The organism is Escherichia sp. E10V10 (assembly GCF_004211985.1).
Classification (GTDB): domain Bacteria; phylum Pseudomonadota; class Gammaproteobacteria; order Enterobacterales; family Enterobacteriaceae; genus Escherichia.
On record NZ_RHJO01000010.1, the window covers coordinates 205,261 to 221,316 of the forward strand.

General features: G+C 52.7%; 15 protein-coding genes. 7 read left to right on the forward strand and 8 right to left on the reverse strand.

Annotated features, from left to right (window positions below):
- Positions 1 to 31: 31 nt before the first annotated feature.
- Positions 32 to 841, reverse strand: coding sequence for an NADP(+)-dependent aldehyde reductase (gene ybbO / locus D9736_RS14365; protein WP_130258565.1), 810 nt, complete (start codon positions 839 to 841; stop codon positions 32 to 34).
- The gene (tesA, locus tag D9736_RS14370) at positions 831 to 1,454 is read right to left on the reverse strand and encodes a multifunctional acyl-CoA thioesterase I/protease I/lysophospholipase L1 (RefSeq protein WP_001295836.1); all 624 of its coding nucleotides are present in this window, start codon (positions 1,452 to 1,454) and stop codon (positions 831 to 833) included. Before tesA ends, ybbO begins: the two co-directional genes overlap by 11 nt.
- Between tesA and ybbA the strand changes: the two genes are divergently transcribed.
- Together ybbA and ybbP are read left to right on the forward strand one after the other, a co-directional pair.
- A complete protein-coding gene (ybbA, locus tag D9736_RS14375; RefSeq protein ID WP_001110573.1) occupies positions 1,425 to 2,111 on the forward strand; it encodes a putative ABC transporter ATP-binding protein YbbA in 687 nt (228 codons plus the stop codon). The genes tesA and ybbA overlap by 30 nt on opposite strands.
- On the forward strand, positions 2,108 to 4,522 hold the full coding sequence (ybbP, locus tag D9736_RS14380) for a putative ABC transporter permease subunit YbbP (protein WP_130258566.1): 2,415 nt from the start codon (positions 2,108 to 2,110) through the stop codon (positions 4,520 to 4,522). The genes ybbA and ybbP overlap by 4 nt, the downstream gene beginning before the upstream one ends.
- Before the next feature lie 787 nt (positions 4,523 to 5,309).
- On the opposite strand, the gene mnmH is transcribed toward ybbP, so the two are convergent.
- The gene (gene mnmH, locus D9736_RS14385) at positions 5,310 to 6,404 is read right to left on the reverse strand and encodes a tRNA 2-selenouridine(34) synthase MnmH (protein ID WP_001157981.1); all 1,095 of its coding nucleotides are present in this window, start codon (positions 6,402 to 6,404) and stop codon (positions 5,310 to 5,312) included.
- 68 nt (positions 6,405 to 6,472) lie between these two features.
- Entirely contained in the window at positions 6,473 to 7,399 is a 927-nt protein-coding gene (gene allS, locus D9736_RS14390) for an HTH-type transcriptional activator AllS (protein ID WP_130258567.1), read from the reverse strand.
- 229 nt (positions 7,400 to 7,628) lie between these two features.
- Here allS and allA point away from each other — a divergent pair, with 229 nt between their 5' ends.
- The 5 genes from allA (at position 7,629) to D9736_RS14415 (ending at position 13,072) form a co-directional block, all read left to right on the forward strand.
- Positions 7,629 to 8,111: an ureidoglycolate lyase gene (gene allA, locus D9736_RS14395; RefSeq protein ID WP_130206359.1), complete on the forward strand. Its 483-nt coding sequence runs from the start codon at positions 7,629 to 7,631 to the stop codon at positions 8,109 to 8,111.
- Between the two features lie 77 nt (positions 8,112 to 8,188).
- Complete coding sequence (allR, locus tag D9736_RS14400; RefSeq protein ID WP_130223150.1) at positions 8,189 to 9,004, forward strand: HTH-type transcriptional repressor AllR; 816 nt, start codon at positions 8,189 to 8,191, stop codon at positions 9,002 to 9,004.
- Between the two features lie 89 nt (positions 9,005 to 9,093).
- Positions 9,094 to 10,875: a glyoxylate carboligase gene (gene gcl / locus D9736_RS14405; protein ID WP_130258568.1), complete on the forward strand. Its 1,782-nt coding sequence runs from the start codon at positions 9,094 to 9,096 to the stop codon at positions 10,873 to 10,875.
- Between the two features lie 12 nt (positions 10,876 to 10,887).
- The gene (hyi, locus tag D9736_RS14410) at positions 10,888 to 11,664 is read left to right on the forward strand and encodes a hydroxypyruvate isomerase (protein ID WP_130258569.1); all 777 of its coding nucleotides are present in this window, start codon (positions 10,888 to 10,890) and stop codon (positions 11,662 to 11,664) included.
- Positions 11,665 to 11,770: 106 nt separating this feature from the next.
- A complete protein-coding gene (locus D9736_RS14415; protein ID WP_130206365.1) occupies positions 11,771 to 13,072 on the forward strand; it encodes a uracil/xanthine transporter in 1,302 nt (433 codons plus the stop codon).
- Between the two features lie 36 nt (positions 13,073 to 13,108).
- Here D9736_RS14415 and purK read toward each other — a convergent pair whose 3' ends face one another.
- The 4 genes from purK to ppiB form a co-directional block, all read right to left on the reverse strand.
- Complete coding sequence (purK, locus tag D9736_RS14420) at positions 13,109 to 14,176, reverse strand: 5-(carboxyamino)imidazole ribonucleotide synthase (RefSeq protein WP_130258570.1); 1,068 nt, start codon at positions 14,174 to 14,176, stop codon at positions 13,109 to 13,111.
- Positions 14,173 to 14,682: a 5-(carboxyamino)imidazole ribonucleotide mutase gene (gene purE / locus D9736_RS14425; RefSeq protein WP_001295318.1), complete on the reverse strand. Its 510-nt coding sequence runs from the start codon at positions 14,680 to 14,682 to the stop codon at positions 14,173 to 14,175. Before purE ends, purK begins: the two co-directional genes overlap by 4 nt.
- Before the next feature lie 116 nt (positions 14,683 to 14,798).
- On the reverse strand, positions 14,799 to 15,521 hold the full coding sequence (gene lpxH, locus D9736_RS14430) for a UDP-2,3-diacylglucosamine diphosphatase (protein ID WP_130258571.1): 723 nt from the start codon (positions 15,519 to 15,521) through the stop codon (positions 14,799 to 14,801).
- Between the two features lie 2 nt (positions 15,522 to 15,523).
- The gene (ppiB, locus tag D9736_RS14435) at positions 15,524 to 16,018 is read right to left on the reverse strand and encodes a peptidylprolyl isomerase B (protein ID WP_000256002.1); all 495 of its coding nucleotides are present in this window, start codon (positions 16,016 to 16,018) and stop codon (positions 15,524 to 15,526) included.
- Positions 16,019 to 16,056 lie beyond the last annotated feature (38 nt).

The following is a 16,056-nucleotide window of genomic DNA, read 5'->3' on the forward strand; positions in this document are numbered from 1 at the left end:
TTGACATGGGGGCTTAAGCGCGCGCTTCAACTCACCCCTGCAATATTTTGTCCATCACGCGCCCCGGCAGCAGGCGCTTAAGCACCATTACTGCCCAGGTCACCAGCGTTACCGGATAGCGCATCTTCGGCTTCTCGCTAATAAAAGCATGGCGCACTTTGTCGACCACCGCTTCCGGTCCCAACGTAAAGCGGGCGGCGATGCCAGGATTTTCGACTGGTTTATCACTTTGCGTCTGGTTGACGTTGTCGGTGAAGCGAGTACGAATGGGACCAGGTTCGATCAGGCTGACTTTAATTCCGCTGTGGCGCAGCTCCATGCGCAGTGCGTCTGACCACGCCTCCAGCGCATATTTACTGGCCGCGTAAGCGCCGCGACCCGGCGTGGAGATTAATCCCATCACCGATGAGGTCATCACAATACGCCCTTCACCGTGCGGCAACATCGCGGGTAGCAGGCGCATGGTGAGCTGGTGTGCGCCGAAAAAGTTGGCGGAAAACTGCTGTTCCATCTGCGTACGGCTGATGGTGGAAAGGGGGCCATACATGCCGAATCCGGCATTGTTAAAGATCCCATACAGACAATTATCGGTCAGGGCGATCACTTCGTCGGCTGCGCGATCAACACTTTCTGGCGAATCCAGATCGATCAACACACCGGTGAATCCCATGCTGTTCATGCGCTCAACATCATCCGGTTTCCGGCAACCTGCCAGCACATGAAAGCCCTGGCGTTTTAATTCGAGCGCGCTTTCCAGACCAATTCCACTGGAACATCCGGTAATTAAGACCGATTTTTGCATAACTTTACCTGTCAGGATCTCCGTTGCTTTATGAGTCATGATTTACTAAAGGCTGCAACTGCTTCGCCATCCAGTCGGCAATAAACGGCTGGGCGTCGCGGTTGGGATGAATACCGTCATCCTGCATCCATTGTGGCTTGAGGTAGACCTCTTCCATAAAAAAGGGCAGCAGCGGAACATCAAACTCTTTGGCGAGTTTGGGGTAAATGGCGCTAAAGGCTTCATTATAACGGCGACCATAGTTTGCAGGCAGACGTATTTGCATTAACAATGGTTCAGCGTTGGCGGCTTTGACATCCTGCAAAATCTGGCGCAGCGTCTGTTCCGTTTGCTGCGGCTGAAAACCACGCAAACCGTCATTGCCGCCCAGTTCAACCAGCACCCAGCGCGGCTGATGCTGTTTCAGCAGAGCCGGAAGGCGCGCCAGCCCTTGTTGCGAGGTGTCGCCGCTGATGCTGGCATTGACTACCGACGTTTTACTCTGCCACTTATCATTCAACAAGGCAGGCCAGGCCGCGCTGGCAGACATTCGATACCCGGCGCTCAGGCTATCACCCAGAATCAATAACGTGTCCGCTGCGGCGGCACGAAAGGTTAACAGGACCAGGAACAGGAAGGGCAAATGCCAGCGGAAAACATTGTTGAAGTTCATCATCTTAAGAAGTCCGTCGGTCAGGGGGAGCATGAACTCTCCATCCTCACCGGAGTTGAGCTGGTTGTCAAACGTGGCGAGACCATCGCGCTGGTGGGCGAGTCGGGATCGGGTAAGTCAACCTTGCTGGCGATCCTCGCCGGGCTGGATGACGGCAGCAGTGGCGAAGTGAGTCTGGTGGGACAACCGCTACATAATATGGACGAAGAAGCGCGGGCAAAATTGCGCGCGAAGCACGTAGGCTTTGTTTTTCAGTCATTTATGTTAATTCCTACCCTTAACGCGCTGGAAAACGTCGAGCTTCCGGCGCTGCTGCGCGGTGAGAGTAGCGCGGAAAGTCGTAACGGGGCGAAAGCGTTGCTCGAACAGTTAGGGCTGGGTAAACGTCTTGATCATCTTCCGGCACAGCTTTCCGGCGGTGAACAGCAACGGGTGGCGCTGGCGCGAGCCTTTAACGGTCGACCTGATGTGCTGTTTGCCGACGAACCCACTGGCAACCTTGACCGCCAGACGGGCGATAAAATTGCCGACCTGCTGTTTTCCCTCAACCGTGAACATGGCACCACGTTGATTATGGTGACCCACGACCTGCAACTGGCGGCACGCTGCGACCGCTGCTTACGGCTGGTGAACGGGCAGTTGCAGGAGGAAGCATGATTGCACGTTGGTTCTGGCGCGAATGGCGCTCGCCGTCGCTATTAATTGTCTGGCTGGCGCTAAGCCTGGCGGTGGCCTGCGTGCTGGCGCTGGGTAATATCAGCGATCGCATGGAGAAAGGTTTAAGCCAGCAAAGCCGTGAGTTTATGGCGGGCGATCGGGCGTTGCGCAGTTCGCGCGAAGTGCCACAAGCGTGGCTGGAGGAAGCGCAAAATCGCGGCCTGAAAGTTGGCAAGCAGCTGACTTTCGCCACGATGACCTTTGCGGGCGACACACCGCAGCTGGCGAATGTCAAAGCGGTGGATGATATCTACCCGATGTATGGCGATCTGCAAACCAATCCCCCAGGCCTGAAACCGCAGGCGGGCAGCGTATTGCTGGCCCCACGCCTGATGGCACTGCTTAACCTGAAAACGGGCGACACCATCGACGTGGGCGATGCCACCTTGCGGATTGCCGGAGAAGTGATTCAGGAACCGGATTCCGGTTTTAACCCCTTCCAGATAGCCCCACGCCTGATGATGAATCTGGCGGATGTCGATAAAACCGGAGCCGTGCAGCCGGGGAGTCGGGTCACCTGGCGCTATAAATTTGGTGGCAGCGAGAATCAGCTCGACGGCTATGAGAAATGGCTGTTACCCCAGCTTAAACCCGAACAACGCTGGTACGGTCTGGAACAGGACGAAGGCGCGCTGGGGCGCTCGATGGAACGCTCGCAACAGTTCCTGCTGCTTTCGGCGCTTCTGACCTTGCTGCTGGCAGTGGCTGCGGTGGCGGTGGCGATGAATCATTACTGTCGCAGTCGCTACGACTTGGTGGCGATCCTCAAAACGCTGGGGGCAGGGCGAGCGCAACTGCGTAAGTTAATCGTCGGTCAGTGGTTGATGATTCTGGTGCTTTCAGCCGTTACCGGCGGGGCGATTGGCCTGTTGTTCGAAAGCGTATTGATGGTACTGCTCAAGCCCGTTCTGCCTGCCGCACTACCGCCTGCCAGCCTCTGGCCGTGGCTGTGGGCGCTCGGCACCATGACGGTCATCTCGCTGCTGGTGGGGCTACGACCGTACCGCTTGTTACTGGCAACACAGCCTTTACGTGTGTTACGTAATGATGTGGTAGCGAACGTCTGGCCGCTGAAGTTTTATCTACCGATTGTCAGTGTGGTGGTTGTGCTGCTGCTTGCCGGATTAATGGGCGGCAGTATGCTGCTCTGGGCGGTGCTGTCGGGTGCGGTAGTACTGGCTTTGCTGTGCGGTGTTCTGGGCTGGATGCTGCTGAATGTACTTCGCCGCATGACGCTGAAATCGCTACCTCTGCGCCTGGCGGTCAGCCGCCTGTTACGTCAGCCGTGGTCAACGTTAAGCCAGCTTTCGGCATTTTCGCTCTCCTTTATGCTGCTGGCACTGCTGCTGGTGTTGCGTGGCGATCTGCTTGACCGCTGGCAGCAGCAGCTACCGCCAGAAAGCCCGAACTACTTTTTAATCAACATCGCCACAGAACAGGTTACGCCGCTAAAAACGTTCCTCGCGGAACATCAAATAGTCCCGGAATCGTTTTATCCGGTGGTGCGGGCGCGACTGACGGCGATTAACGGCAAGCCGACAGAAGGCAATGAAGATGAGGCGCTCAATCGCGAACTCAATCTCACCTGGCAAAATACGCGGCCCGATCATAATCCGATTGTCGCCGGTAACTGGCCGCCAAAAGCCGATGAAGTGTCGATGGAAGAGGGGCTGGCGAAACGCTTAAACGTTGCCCTCGGCGATACCGTCACCTTTATGGGCGATACCCAGGAGTTCCGCGCTAAAGTGACCAGTCTGCGCAAAGTGGACTGGGAAAGTCTGCGGCCTAATTTCTATTTTATTTTCCCGGAAGGGGCATTGGACGGGCAGCCGCAGAGCTGGCTTACCAGTTTCCGCTGGGATAATGGCAACGGCATGTTGACGCAACTCAACCGCCAGTTCCCGACCATTAGCCTGTTAGACATTGGCGCGATTTTAAAACAGGTCGGTCAGGTGCTGGAGCAGGTAAGTCGGGCGCTGGAAGTGATGGTGGTGCTGGTCACCGCCTGCGGTATGTTGCTGTTGCTGGCACAGGTGCAGGTGGGAATGCGTCAGCGTCATCAGGAGCTGGTGGTGTGGCGCACACTCGGTGCGGGGAAAAAACTGCTGCGCACGACATTGTGGTGTGAGTTCGCCATGCTTGGGTTTGTTTCCGGCCTGGTAGCCGCAATTGGTGCGGAAACGGCGCTGGCAGTGTTGCAGGCGAAAGTGTTTGATTTCCCGTGGGAACCTGACTGGCGATTGTGGATTGTGCTGCCGTGCAGCGGTGCGCTGCTGCTGTCGCTTTGCGGCGGCTGGCTGGGTGCGCGACTGGTTAAGGGTAAGGCGCTGTTCAGGCAGTTTGCGGGGTAATGACAGGCGTTAGATTGCCTGATGCGCAAAGTCTTATCTGGCCTACGAAGAGCGTGCAATATATTGATTTTGCAAGATTGTGTAGGTCAGTTATGCGCAGATGCCTGATGCGACGCTTTGCGCGTCTTATCATGCCTACAAAACTGAACTTAACCGTAGGCCGGATAAGGCGTTTACGCCGCATCCGGCATGAACAGCGTGCATTTTGGCAATAAATCTGAAACCAACTGTCATGTCGGTTTTTTTAAAGGCCGAAGGTGGCAAACCTTCGGCCTTAGCTACGTTTCCTCAGTTATTCAATAAACTGGCGGATCAGTTCCAGCAGCGCGATTAGCGCCTTAAGAACGATGAGAACTTTATCGAGAAAAGTTTTCATCCGTTGCTCCCTTAAGGGAGAAAGACAATCACAGCTTACCCTTACGTTGCCTGTAACTATGATTTTCTTCATGTGCTAGATGAGGACTGCCTCTCTCCAAATTAGAGCACCAGAATCAGCACCACCTGTATCCTGACCAGGACTTAAAAGTACTTTTCCGCACTGCGGTAATCCCTTGAGGCAGTATCACTACTAGCGTCGGGATTGTATCGCCAACATAGCTGTTTGAATATGTAGGCATCCTGACTTATAATTCACTTGCTAGATGAGGACTGTTTCATTTCTGCCCGGAACCACCAAGTCTTGGGCGGAAAAAATAAAAAAACCGACTGTCATGTCGGTTTTTTTATATCTGTATTCTGGTGCAACCATTCTGTTCTCACGACAATCGCCGTTTCAGAATACCGCCCATCACTGCGTCTTAACCCATTCCGCCACTTCCGCCCATTCACCGCGAAAGACAACTTTTTCCGCTTTTTTCTCAAGCTGATAGCGATACATCGGGTCGTAATATTCTTCAAGTAACGGGACCAGCCAGGCCAGATGACCGTCGGTGCTGCCGGTGGTGAGTTGCGTTGTCAGCGCCGCATCCAGCCTTGCAGCCAGTTCGTTATAGCGCTGTAGCCCCAGCCGACGCTTAATCGCTGAAAGCCCATGATGCAGGTATTCGCAATACTCCTGCCAGCCCTGTTCGTCGCCATAGGCGTGGGTAAAATCATGATGCATACGCAAGAAATACTCTTCGTTCAGGCGCTCAAGACGGATCTCAAACGGATCTTCTACCACCGCAATCGCCGCCTGAGTCATTCGCTCGCGCAGGCATTCCGGCAGGTGATTCGAACCGATCATCCGGCTTTCATCTTCCAGCACCCACAGGCGCAGCTCCTGACGGGCGTCGGTTTTTAGCATTTCGGCAGCCAGCAGGTTTTCAAAACTCGCCTGACTAAGTTGCGGCTGCAATGTGCGACCAAAAGCAGAACCGCGATGGCGCGCCAGCCCTTCCAGATCAACACCGTTCGGCTGTTGTTGCACTAACAGCGTTTTGCCGCTGCCGGTACAACCGCCAATCAGCACTATCGGTTTTTGTGCCAGTTCAATGGTCGCCTGAATCGCGGTCTGGCGCAGAGCCTTATAACCGCCTTCCACCAGCGGATAATCAATCCCCGCTTCATGCAGCCAGCGTTGCACAATATGTGAACGTTGACCGCCACGGGCGCAGCAGAGAATACCTTGCGGATTTTGCAGACACGCTGCCCGCCAGGCGTCCATGCGCTGCTGACGAATTTCACCCGCCACCAGTTTATGCCCCAGCGCCAGCGCCGCGTCAGACCCTTGCTGTTTGTAGCAGGTGCCAACGGCGGCGCGTTCATCATTATTCATTAACGGCAGATTGATAGCGGCGGGCATTGCGCCTTGCTCAAACTCGATGGGGGCGCGAACATCAATAATGGGCGTATCAGCAATCAGCAGGGCACGATAGTCCTGTTCCGTGTGTCTCTCTTGCATAGTAAAAAGTGAACCTCAAATCAGCTTGCGCGCTATTTTACGCGCCAACGCGCAAGGAAACTTGATTTTTAACTGTGTGAGTTGCCGAAAATTTCTAAAAATCCACTGATTTCCGGCCTGCGCTGGGTAAACAAGGCCACAATATCTTCCACCGCTTTGCCGCTGCCAAATTTACGCCATGCCAGACTCAATGGCGAAGGCGGGCGCATCGTTGGAATGACCCGGCTGACCAGTTGTTGACTATCAATCATCGACTGGCAAAGTGATTTTGGCAAAAAACCAATGCCAACGCCCGCCAGATGGGCGGCGATTTTCGTTTCCATATCAGGAACAATAATCTCCTTTTGCCCCGGCAAACGCCAGGCGACGCGTTTGGTTAAGGTGCGGGCGCTGTCTTCAATATTGACCGCAGGAAAGCGCCGCAACTGCGCTTCTGTTAGCGGCTCTTCAACCTTCGCCAGTGGATGATCTGCCGCCATGACAAAGCGCCATTGCACCGAACCTAAGGGATCAAGGCTAAAAGTATTTGCCAGTGCTTCGGTTCCCGTGACGCCGATGGCCAGTGAAAAACCTTCGTAAAGTAGCGAATCCCAGACGCCCATATAGATTTGCCGGGAGATGTGAAACTGGGTAAAGGGGTAACGTTCATTCAGCCACGCCAGCAGTTGGGCGACGGCCTGGGGATTGTAGAGCAGGTTGTTGATGACAATATTCACCTGGCGTTCCACGCCATCATTCACCTGTTGTAGCTCGCTCGGCATGCTTTCCAGCCAGCTCAGCCAGTCTCTGGCCTGACAAAGCAGATGTTCGCCAGCCGCTGTCAACGTCACGCTACGAGTCGTGCGGAAAAACAGCGCCACTCCGGTATTCTCTTCCAGAAGCTTAATGCGATAACTGATGGTCGCCGTGGTTTTACATAATCGTTCTGCCGCTTTTGAAAAACTTCCCGTTTCGGCAACAGCAATGAAAGTCCGCAAAGTTTCTGGATCAAACATCTTCAGGTATCCCCTTTTAAATCCGCAGGTTGCGTGATTTTCCTGTCCTTTGATTTACCTGTATTTTCACATGATAACCCTGCGTGATTTGTGGGCTAAATCTAGTTTTGGAAAAATATTCCAACTTTTGTGTTGATGTTGTTCTCTTTAGGTTTTAGATTGCCTGTTATTGAAACCAAGCTGACCGGTCGGCGCTGGTTGAACGGAATTATGTTACAAGGACAAAAAGATGAAACTTCAGGTATTACCGTTAAGTCAGGAAGCCTTCTGTGCTTATGGCGACGTTATCGAAACGCAGCAACGGGATTTTTTCCATATTAACAATGGCCTGGTGGAGCGCTATCACGATTTGGCGCTGGTTGAGATTCTTGAGCAAGACCGTACGCTTATCAGCATTAACCGCGCGCAACCGGCGAATCTGCCGCTGACCATCCACGAGCTCGAACGTCATCCGCTGGGTACTCAGGCCTTTATCCCGATGAAAGGTGAAGTGTTTGTAGTGGTCGTGGCGTCAGGTGACGATAAACCAGACCTGTCAACGCTGCGGGCGTTTATCACCAACGGTGAGCAGGGGGTGAATTATCATCGTAACGTCTGGCATCACCCACTTTTCGCCTGGCAGCGCGTCACCGATTTTCTGACCATCGATCGCGGCGGCAGTGACAACTGTGATGTTGAAAGTATTCCTGAACAGGAACTCTGTTTTGCGTGACGCCTGCAACCGACTTGCATAAGATAAACTAATTGTTCATTGTTTATGCTCACTTGTAGGTCGGAGTTAACGTAGGTATGACGGAAGTTAGACGGCGCGGCAGGCCAGGACAGGCGGAGCCTGTGGCACAGAAGGGCGCACAGGCGTTAGAGCGGGGAATTGCGATTCTGCAATATCTGGAAAAAAGTGGAGGAAGTTCGTCGGTTAGCGATATTTCTCTCAATCTGGATTTGCCGCTCTCGACGACCTTTCGCCTGTTAAAGGTTTTACAGGCAGCGGATTTTGTCTATCAGGACAGTCAGTTAGGCTGGTGGCATATAGGATTAGGTGTCTTTAACGTCGGCGCGGCGTACATCCATAACCGTGATGTCCTCTCCGTCGCCGGGCCGTTTATGCGCCGCCTGATGCTACTTTCCGGCGAGACGGTCAATGTCGCGATTCGTAACGGCAATGAAGCGGTATTAATTGGTCAGTTAGAGTGTAAATCGATGGTCAGGATGTGTGCGCCGCTGGGCAGTCGTCTGCCGCTGCATGCTTCCGGTGCGGGCAAGGCGCTGCTTTATCCGCTGGCGGAAGATGAGCTGATGAGCATCATCCTGCAAACCGGTTTGCAGCAGTTTACGCCAACTACGCTTGTGGATATGCCCACCTTGCTGAAGGACCTGGAACAAGCGCGTGAACTGGGCTATACCGTAGATAAAGAAGAGCATGTTGTAGGCCTGAATTGCATAGCTTCAGCAATTTACGATGATGTAGGTAGTGTTGTTGCCGCTATCTCCATCTCCGGGCCTTCATCAAGACTGACAGAAGATCGTTTTGTCAGTCAGGGTGAGCTGGTCAGAGACACCGCCCGCGATATCAGCACGGCGTTGGGACTGAAAGCACATCCATAGTGTCTGTCGCATCCCGCTCTGCGGAGCGGGTTTTTTTGACAAAATTTGAAAGTTGGAAAATTTTTCCAATTAATAGAGGTAGGAATAAAATGGCAAAAATGAGAGCCGTTGACGCGGCAATGTATGTGCTGGAGAAAGAAGGTATCACCACCGCCTTCGGCGTTCCGGGAGCAGCAATCAATCCTTTCTATTCAGCGATGCGTAAGCACGGCGGTATTCGTCACATTCTGGCGCGTCACGTGGAAGGTGCGTCGCACATGGCGGAAGGCTATACCCGCGCAACGGCTGGGAATATCGGCGTTTGTCTGGGGACTTCAGGTCCGGCGGGTACTGACATGATCACCGCGCTCTATTCTGCTTCTGCTGATTCCATTCCTATTCTGTGCATTACCGGCCAGGCACCGAGAGCCCGTCTGCATAAAGAAGATTTTCAGGCCGTAGATATCGAATCTATTGCCAAGCCGGTCAGTAAAATGGCGGTTACAGTACGTGAAGCGGCGCTGGTGCCTCGTGTGCTGCAACAGGCATTTCACCTGATGCGTTCTGGTCGTCCGGGTCCGGTACTGGTGGATTTACCGTTCGACGTTCAGGTTGCGGAAATCGAGTTTGATCCTGACATGTACGAACCGCTGCCGGTCTACAAACCTGCAGCCAGCCGTATGCAGATCGAAAAAGCGGTAGAAATGTTAATCCAGGCCGAACGTCCGGTGATTGTTGCTGGAGGCGGGGTAATCAACGCCGATGCCGCGGCACTGTTACAACAGTTTGCTGAACTGACCAGCGTTCCGGTGATCCCAACGCTGATGGGCTGGGGCTGTATCCCGGACGATCATGAACTGATGGCCGGGATGGTGGGTCTGCAAACCGCGCATCGTTACGGTAATGCAACGCTGCTGGCGTCGGACATGGTGTTTGGTATCGGTAACCGTTTTGCTAACCGTCATACCGGTTCGGTAGAGAAATACACCGAAGGGCGCAAAATCGTTCATATCGATATTGAACCGACGCAAATTGGCCGGGTGCTGTGTCCGGATCTTGGCATTGTCTCCGACGCCAAAGCGGCGCTGATGCTGCTGGTTGAAGTGGCGCAGGAAATGCAAAAAGCAGGTCGTCTGCCATGCCGTAAAGAGTGGGTTGCTGAGTGCCAGCAGCGCAAACGCACTTTGCTGCGCAAAACCCATTTCGACAACGTGCCGGTGAAACCGCAGCGCGTGTATGAAGAGATGAACAAAGCCTTTGGACGTGATGTTTGCTATGTCACCACCATCGGCCTGTCACAAATCGCTGCGGCGCAAATGCTGCATGTCTTTAAAGACCGTCACTGGATCAACTGTGGTCAGGCAGGCCCGCTGGGCTGGACCATTCCGGCGGCGCTGGGCGTGTGTGCGGCTGATCCAGAACGTAATGTGGTGGCGATTTCCGGTGACTTCGACTTCCAGTTCCTGATTGAAGAATTAGCCGTTGGCGCACAGTTCAACATTCCGTACATCCATGTGCTGGTGAATAACGCCTATCTCGGCCTGATTCGCCAGTCGCAACGCGCATTTGATATGGATTACTGCGTACAGCTCGCGTTCGAAAATATTAACTCCAGTGATGTGAACGGTTATGGCGTTGACCACGTGAAAGTAGCGGAAGGTTTAGGTTGTAAAGCTATTCGCGTTTTCAAACCGGAAGATATTGCTCCAGCCTTTGAACAGGCGAAAGCCTTAATGGCACAGTACCGTGTCCCGGTGGTGGTGGAAATTATGCTTGAACGTGTAACCAATATTTCGATGGGCAGTGAACTGGATAATGTCATGGAATTTGAAGATATCGCCGATAACGCAGCGGACGCACCGACTGAAACCTGCTTCATGCACTATGAATAAGGGAGATAAATAATGTTACGTTTCTCTGCTAATTTATCGATGTTATTTGGTGAATATGATTTTCTCGCCCGTTTTGAGAAAGCCGCGCAGTGTGGTTTTCGCGGTGTTGAATTTATGTTTCCTTATGACTACGACATTGAAGAATTAAAACATGTACTGGCGAGTAATAAACTCGAGCATACGTTACATAATTTACCGGCGGGTGACTGGGCGGCAGGCGAGCGGGGTATTGCCTGTATTCCTGGCCGTGAAGAAGAGTTTCGTGATGGCGTAGCAGCAGCGATTCGTTATGCCCGTGCGTTGGGGAATAAAAAAATCAACTGTCTGGTCGGTAAAACGCCGGCTGGTTTCAGCAGTGAACAGATTCACGCAACGCTTGTGGAAAACCTGCGTTATGCCGCGAATATGTTGATGAAAGAAGATATTTTATTACTGATTGAACCTATCAACCATTTCGATATTCCTGGTTTCCATCTCACCGGAACTCAACAGGCGCTGAAACTGATTGACGATGTTGGTTGCTGCAATTTGAAAATACAGTATGACATTTATCACATGCAGCGGATGGAAGGTGAATTAACCAACACCATGACCCAATGGGCCGATAAAATTGGTCACCTGCAAATTGCCGATAATCCACATCGCGGCGAACCAGGGACCGGAGAAATTAATTACGAATATCTCTTTACGGTAATTGCGCAATCAAACTACGATGGGTGGGTAGGATGTGAATATAAACCGAAGACCACTACGGAAGAGGGATTAGCGTGGATTACCCCTTACTGCTAAATTAAAATATGCTGCAGACAAGGTTTTTAATACCTGGCTGGTGGGGAATGAAGTTATCTGTATTCGATAAATGATAGCAGTTGGCGCGATTTTAACAGGTGTTCCTATGTTTAATATTTCATTTAACCGCGAAAATATGTTGTCTGGTTTTCAGTGGTTTTTCTTCATTTTTTGTAACACCGTAGTGGTTCCGCCAACGTTGCTTTCGGCATTTCAGCTACCGCAAAGCTGTTTGCTGACACTGACGCAATATGCATTTCTGGCAACCGCATTAGCCTGTATCGCTCAGGCATTTTTCGGTCATCGCCGCGCTATTATGGAAGGGCCTGGAGGTTTATGGTGGGGAACGATCCTCACCATCACGTTGGGTGAATCATCGCGAGGTACACCGCTCAATGATATTGCCAATAGTCTGGTAGCAGGAATTGCGATTTCCGGCGTACTGACTATTTTAATTGGTATTAGTGGGTTAGGTCACCGTCTGGCACGCTTGTTCACCCCAACCGTGATGGTCGTTTTTATGTTGATGCTGGGCGCGCAGCTTACCACTATCTTCTTTAAGGGAATGTTAGGTTTGCCGTTTGGTATTGCCGACCCAAATTTTAAAATTCAGTTTCCAGCGTTTGCTCTGTCGGTAGCGGTAATGTGTCTGGTGCTGGCGATGATTATTTTTCTTCCCCAGCGTTTGGCACGTTATGGGGTATTGGTGGGGACAATACTAGGTTGGCTACTTTGGCGTTTCTGCTTTCCTTCATCGCCAATAATTCATTCTGAACTGCACTGGCAATGGTTTCCCTTGGGGAGCGGAGGCAAGTTATCCCCAGGGATTATTGTGACGGCGGTAATTACCGGTCTGGTTAATATCAGCAATACTTATGGTGCAGTCCGGGGTACTGATATTTTTTACCCACAACAAGGGGCGGGAAACAGACGTTATCGTCGAAGTTTCGTGGTCACAGGGGTGATGACGCTGGTGACGGTGCCGATGGCTATTATTCCCTTTTCTCCGTTCGTTTCGTCTATTGGTTTATTAACGCAAACTGGCGATGCGACACGTCGTTCATTTCTCTACGGTAGTGCGATTTGTTTGTTGGTAGCGATGACTCCGCCACTGACGCGCTTATTCAGCAGTATTCCGCTGCCGGTAACGAGTGCGGTAATGTTAGTGTCTTATTTGCCATTACTCTTTTCTGCGCTACTTTTTAGCCAACAAATTAACTTTACGGCGCGTAATGTTTATCGACTCGCACTACCGTTATTTGTTGGGATCTTTTTAATGGGATTACCGCCGGTCTATTTACAGGATCTGCCATTAACGCTTCGCCCATTATTAAGTAACGGATTGCTGGTTAGTATTTTGTTGGCGGTGTTAATGGATAATCTGATTCCGTGGCATCGGCTGAAATGAGGTGACGGGTGACGAGAATTAGCCACCCGATATGGCTCAACTGAACTTACTCTGCGCCCACATCACACCGCTGGCATACTCCGGCGGCAGCAGCGGGATTAAGGCTTCCAGCGTCGCGGTCAGACGCGATGTGTCGCTGTCGGTCAAATTCAAATGCCCCACTTTACGCCCCGGACGGACTTCTTTGTCGTACCAGTGCAGATGCACCAGCGGCAGTTTCAGCCAGTCATAATTCACATCGCTACCAATCAGGTTGATCATCACCGACGGACTATTCACTACTGGTTGCGGTAACGGCAGATCGGTAATCGCCCGCAGATGCAGCTCAAACTGGCTGATGCTGGCGCCGTTTTGCGTCCAGTGACCGCTGTTATGCACACGCGGTGCCAGTTCGTTGATCAACAGACCTTGCGGGGTGACAAAACACTCCATCGCCATCACGCCCACATAGCCCAGCTCCTGCATAATCGCCGACAGCATCTCTTCGGCTTGCGCTTGCTGCTGCGCATTGGCCTGCGGGAAAGCGACGCTGGTGCGCAAAATACCGTCCTGATGCAGGTTATGCGTCAGCGGATAAAACACGGTGCTGCCATCAAAGCCGCGCGCGCCAACCAGCGATACTTCGCCAGAGAAGTTAATGCCCTGCTCGACAATACATTCGCCGTAACACTCTTCCGGTAACTGTTCGGTTTCATTGGCGCGTAAACGCCATTGACCGCGACCGTCATAACCACCAGTGCGGCGCTTAACAATCGCCAGCTCACCTAAACGATCAAACACCGCAGGCCACTCGCTGCGATTAGCAAGTAATTGCCACGGTGCGGTCGGCAGGTGGAGCTTGTCGAAAAGCTGCTTCTGAGTCAGACGGTCGGCAATAATCGGGAACACATCGCGGTTCACAAATGCCGGATGGCGCGCCAGCTCGCGGGTTAATGCGGTTTCCGGCCAGCGTTCGATCTCAGCGGTAATCACGCTTTGTTGAAAAGGCACCGCCGCCGGTTCAGCGTCCAGCCCGACCGGCCAGACAGCAATGCCTAACGGTTCGCCAGCCTGGCGCAGCATACGGCCTAACTGCCCGTTACCGAGGACGCAAACCTGTTTCATGCCGCACCTCGAGGGTCCGGGTTTTCCAGCACTTCGTCGGTCTGGGCTTTGCGCCAGTCATTCAGACGCTGGTGCAGTTCTTTATCGTGAGTTGCAAGAATTTGTGCTGCCAGTAATGCCGCGTTTGCCGCGCCAGCTTTACCAATCGCCAGCGTACCCACCGGAATGCCGCGCGGCATTTGTACGATGGAGTAGAGGCTATCGACACCGCTCAGTGCGGCGCTCTGTACTGGCACGCCCAGCACTGGCACTAGCGTTTTGGCGGCAATCATGCCTGGCAGGTGCGCTGCGCCGCCTGCGCCCGCAATAATCACCTGATAACCGTTCTCTTCGGCGCTTTCGGCGAAGCTGAACAATTTATCGGGGGTGCGGTGAGCAGAAACCACTTCAACGTGGTGCGGGACATTCAGGATTTCGAAGATTTCGGCGGCGAACTGCATGGTAGCCCAGTCGCTTTTGGACCCCATCACGATGGCGACACGCGCCGGATTATTGCGGGAAGACATGCGTCTTAAAACTCCTGTGGTGCACAACTCTCGGCTTTAGAGGGCACAGAGAATAGCACGGAAAGAGAGCAAGGAAAACGGTTGCGTAGCTGTGGAATCAGCAAAGTCGCGGGTATTTAAAACGGAAAATGAATCAACTCAACGTCATCCGCCGTGACTTTCACCATCGAACCTTCCGTATGCCAGGCTCCCAGTACCACGCGAAAAGCCGGTTGCTGATTGGCGATAAGTTCATGTACCGCCGGGCGATGGGTATGCCCGTGGATCAGCCATTGCACCTGATGTTTTTCCATCGCACTGACCACCGCGTTTTGGTTAACGTCCATGATCGCCAGCGATTTGCTGCTGTTGGCTTCTTTACTGTTCGCGCGCATTCGCGCGGCAATACGTTTGCGCACAAACAACGGCAGGGCGAGGAATAGCGTTTGCAGCCAGGGTTTGTGGACTTTGGCGCGAAAAGCCTGATAACCCGCATCATCGGTGCACAGCGTGTCGCCATGCATAATCAACACCCGACGACCATAAAGTTCGAGCACCTTTTCTTCCGGCAATAACGTCATGCCGCTTTCACGGGCAAAGCGTTTGCCGAGCAGAAAATCACGGTTGCCATGAATGAAATAACAGGGAACGCCGGAATCGGACACCGCTTTGATCGCTGCGGCCATCTGGCGATGAAACGGGCTGGGATCGTCGTCGCCAATCCAGGCTTCAAACAGATCGCCAAGAATATACAGCGCGTCGGCGTTGCGGGCTTCTCCCGCTAAAAAACGCAGAAAACCGGCGGTGATCGCCGGTTCTTCCACGCAGAGATGAAGATCTGCAATAAAGAGTGTCGCCACGATTACTCGCTAACGGTCACGCTTTCAATGATGACGTCTTCTTTTGGCACGTCCTGGTGCATACCGCTACGACCGGTTGCAACACCTTTGATTTTGTCTACCACGTCCATGCCTTCAACCACTTCAGCAAACACGCAGTAGCCCCAACCTTGCAGGCTTTCGCCAGAGAAGTTCAGGAAGTCGTTATCAACCACGTTGATGAAGAACTGTGCAGTTGCAGAGTGCGGTGCCTGAGTACGGGCCATTGCCAGCGTACCACGGGTGTTTTTCAGACCGTTGTTGGCTTCGTTTTTGATCGGCTCTTTGGTGGCTTTTTGTTTCATGCCCGGCTCAAAACCGCCGCCCTGAATCATAAAACCGTTGATAACACGGTGGAAAATGGTGTTGTTGTAAAAACCTTCGCGGCAGTAGTCCAGGAAGTTTTTAACTGTTTCAGGTGCTTTATCGTCAAAAGTTTTGATGACAATATCGCCGTGATTGGTGTGGAAAGTAACCATTTTTGCATCCTGTTCCGTTTGATTGGTGCTTCAACCCG

What these genes read in the sequence shown, in the direction of transcription:
- ybbO (WP_130258565.1), bottom strand. Translation starts at nt 841, where the DNA reads ATGACTCATAAAGCAACGGAGATCCTGACAGGTAAAGTTATGCAAAAA.
- ybbA (WP_001110573.1), top strand. Translation starts at nt 1,425, where the DNA reads ATGCCAGCGGAAAACATTGTTGAAGTTCATCATCTTAAGAAGTCCGTC.
- tesA (WP_001295836.1), bottom strand. Translation starts at nt 1,454, where the DNA reads ATGAACTTCAACAATGTTTTCCGCTGGCATTTGCCCTTCCTGTTCCTG.
- ybbP (WP_130258566.1), top strand. Translation starts at nt 2,108, where the DNA reads ATGATTGCACGTTGGTTCTGGCGCGAATGGCGCTCGCCGTCGCTATTA.
- mnmH (WP_001157981.1), bottom strand. Translation starts at nt 6,404, where the DNA reads ATGCAAGAGAGACACACGGAACAGGACTATCGTGCCCTGCTGATTGCT.
- allS (WP_130258567.1), bottom strand. Translation starts at nt 7,399, where the DNA reads ATGTTTGATCCAGAAACTTTGCGGACTTTCATTGCTGTTGCCGAAACG.
- allA (WP_130206359.1), top strand. Translation starts at nt 7,629, where the DNA reads ATGAAACTTCAGGTATTACCGTTAAGTCAGGAAGCCTTCTGTGCTTAT.
- allR (WP_130223150.1), top strand. Translation starts at nt 8,189, where the DNA reads ATGACGGAAGTTAGACGGCGCGGCAGGCCAGGACAGGCGGAGCCTGTG.
- gcl (WP_130258568.1), top strand. Translation starts at nt 9,094, where the DNA reads ATGGCAAAAATGAGAGCCGTTGACGCGGCAATGTATGTGCTGGAGAAA.
- hyi (WP_130258569.1), top strand. Translation starts at nt 10,888, where the DNA reads ATGTTACGTTTCTCTGCTAATTTATCGATGTTATTTGGTGAATATGAT.
- D9736_RS14415 (WP_130206365.1), top strand. Translation starts at nt 11,771, where the DNA reads ATGTTTAATATTTCATTTAACCGCGAAAATATGTTGTCTGGTTTTCAG.
- purK (WP_130258570.1), bottom strand. Translation starts at nt 14,176, where the DNA reads ATGAAACAGGTTTGCGTCCTCGGTAACGGGCAGTTAGGCCGTATGCTG.
- purE (WP_001295318.1), bottom strand. Translation starts at nt 14,682, where the DNA reads ATGTCTTCCCGCAATAATCCGGCGCGTGTCGCCATCGTGATGGGGTCC.
- ppiB (WP_000256002.1), bottom strand. Translation starts at nt 16,018, where the DNA reads ATGGTTACTTTCCACACCAATCACGGCGATATTGTCATCAAAACTTTT.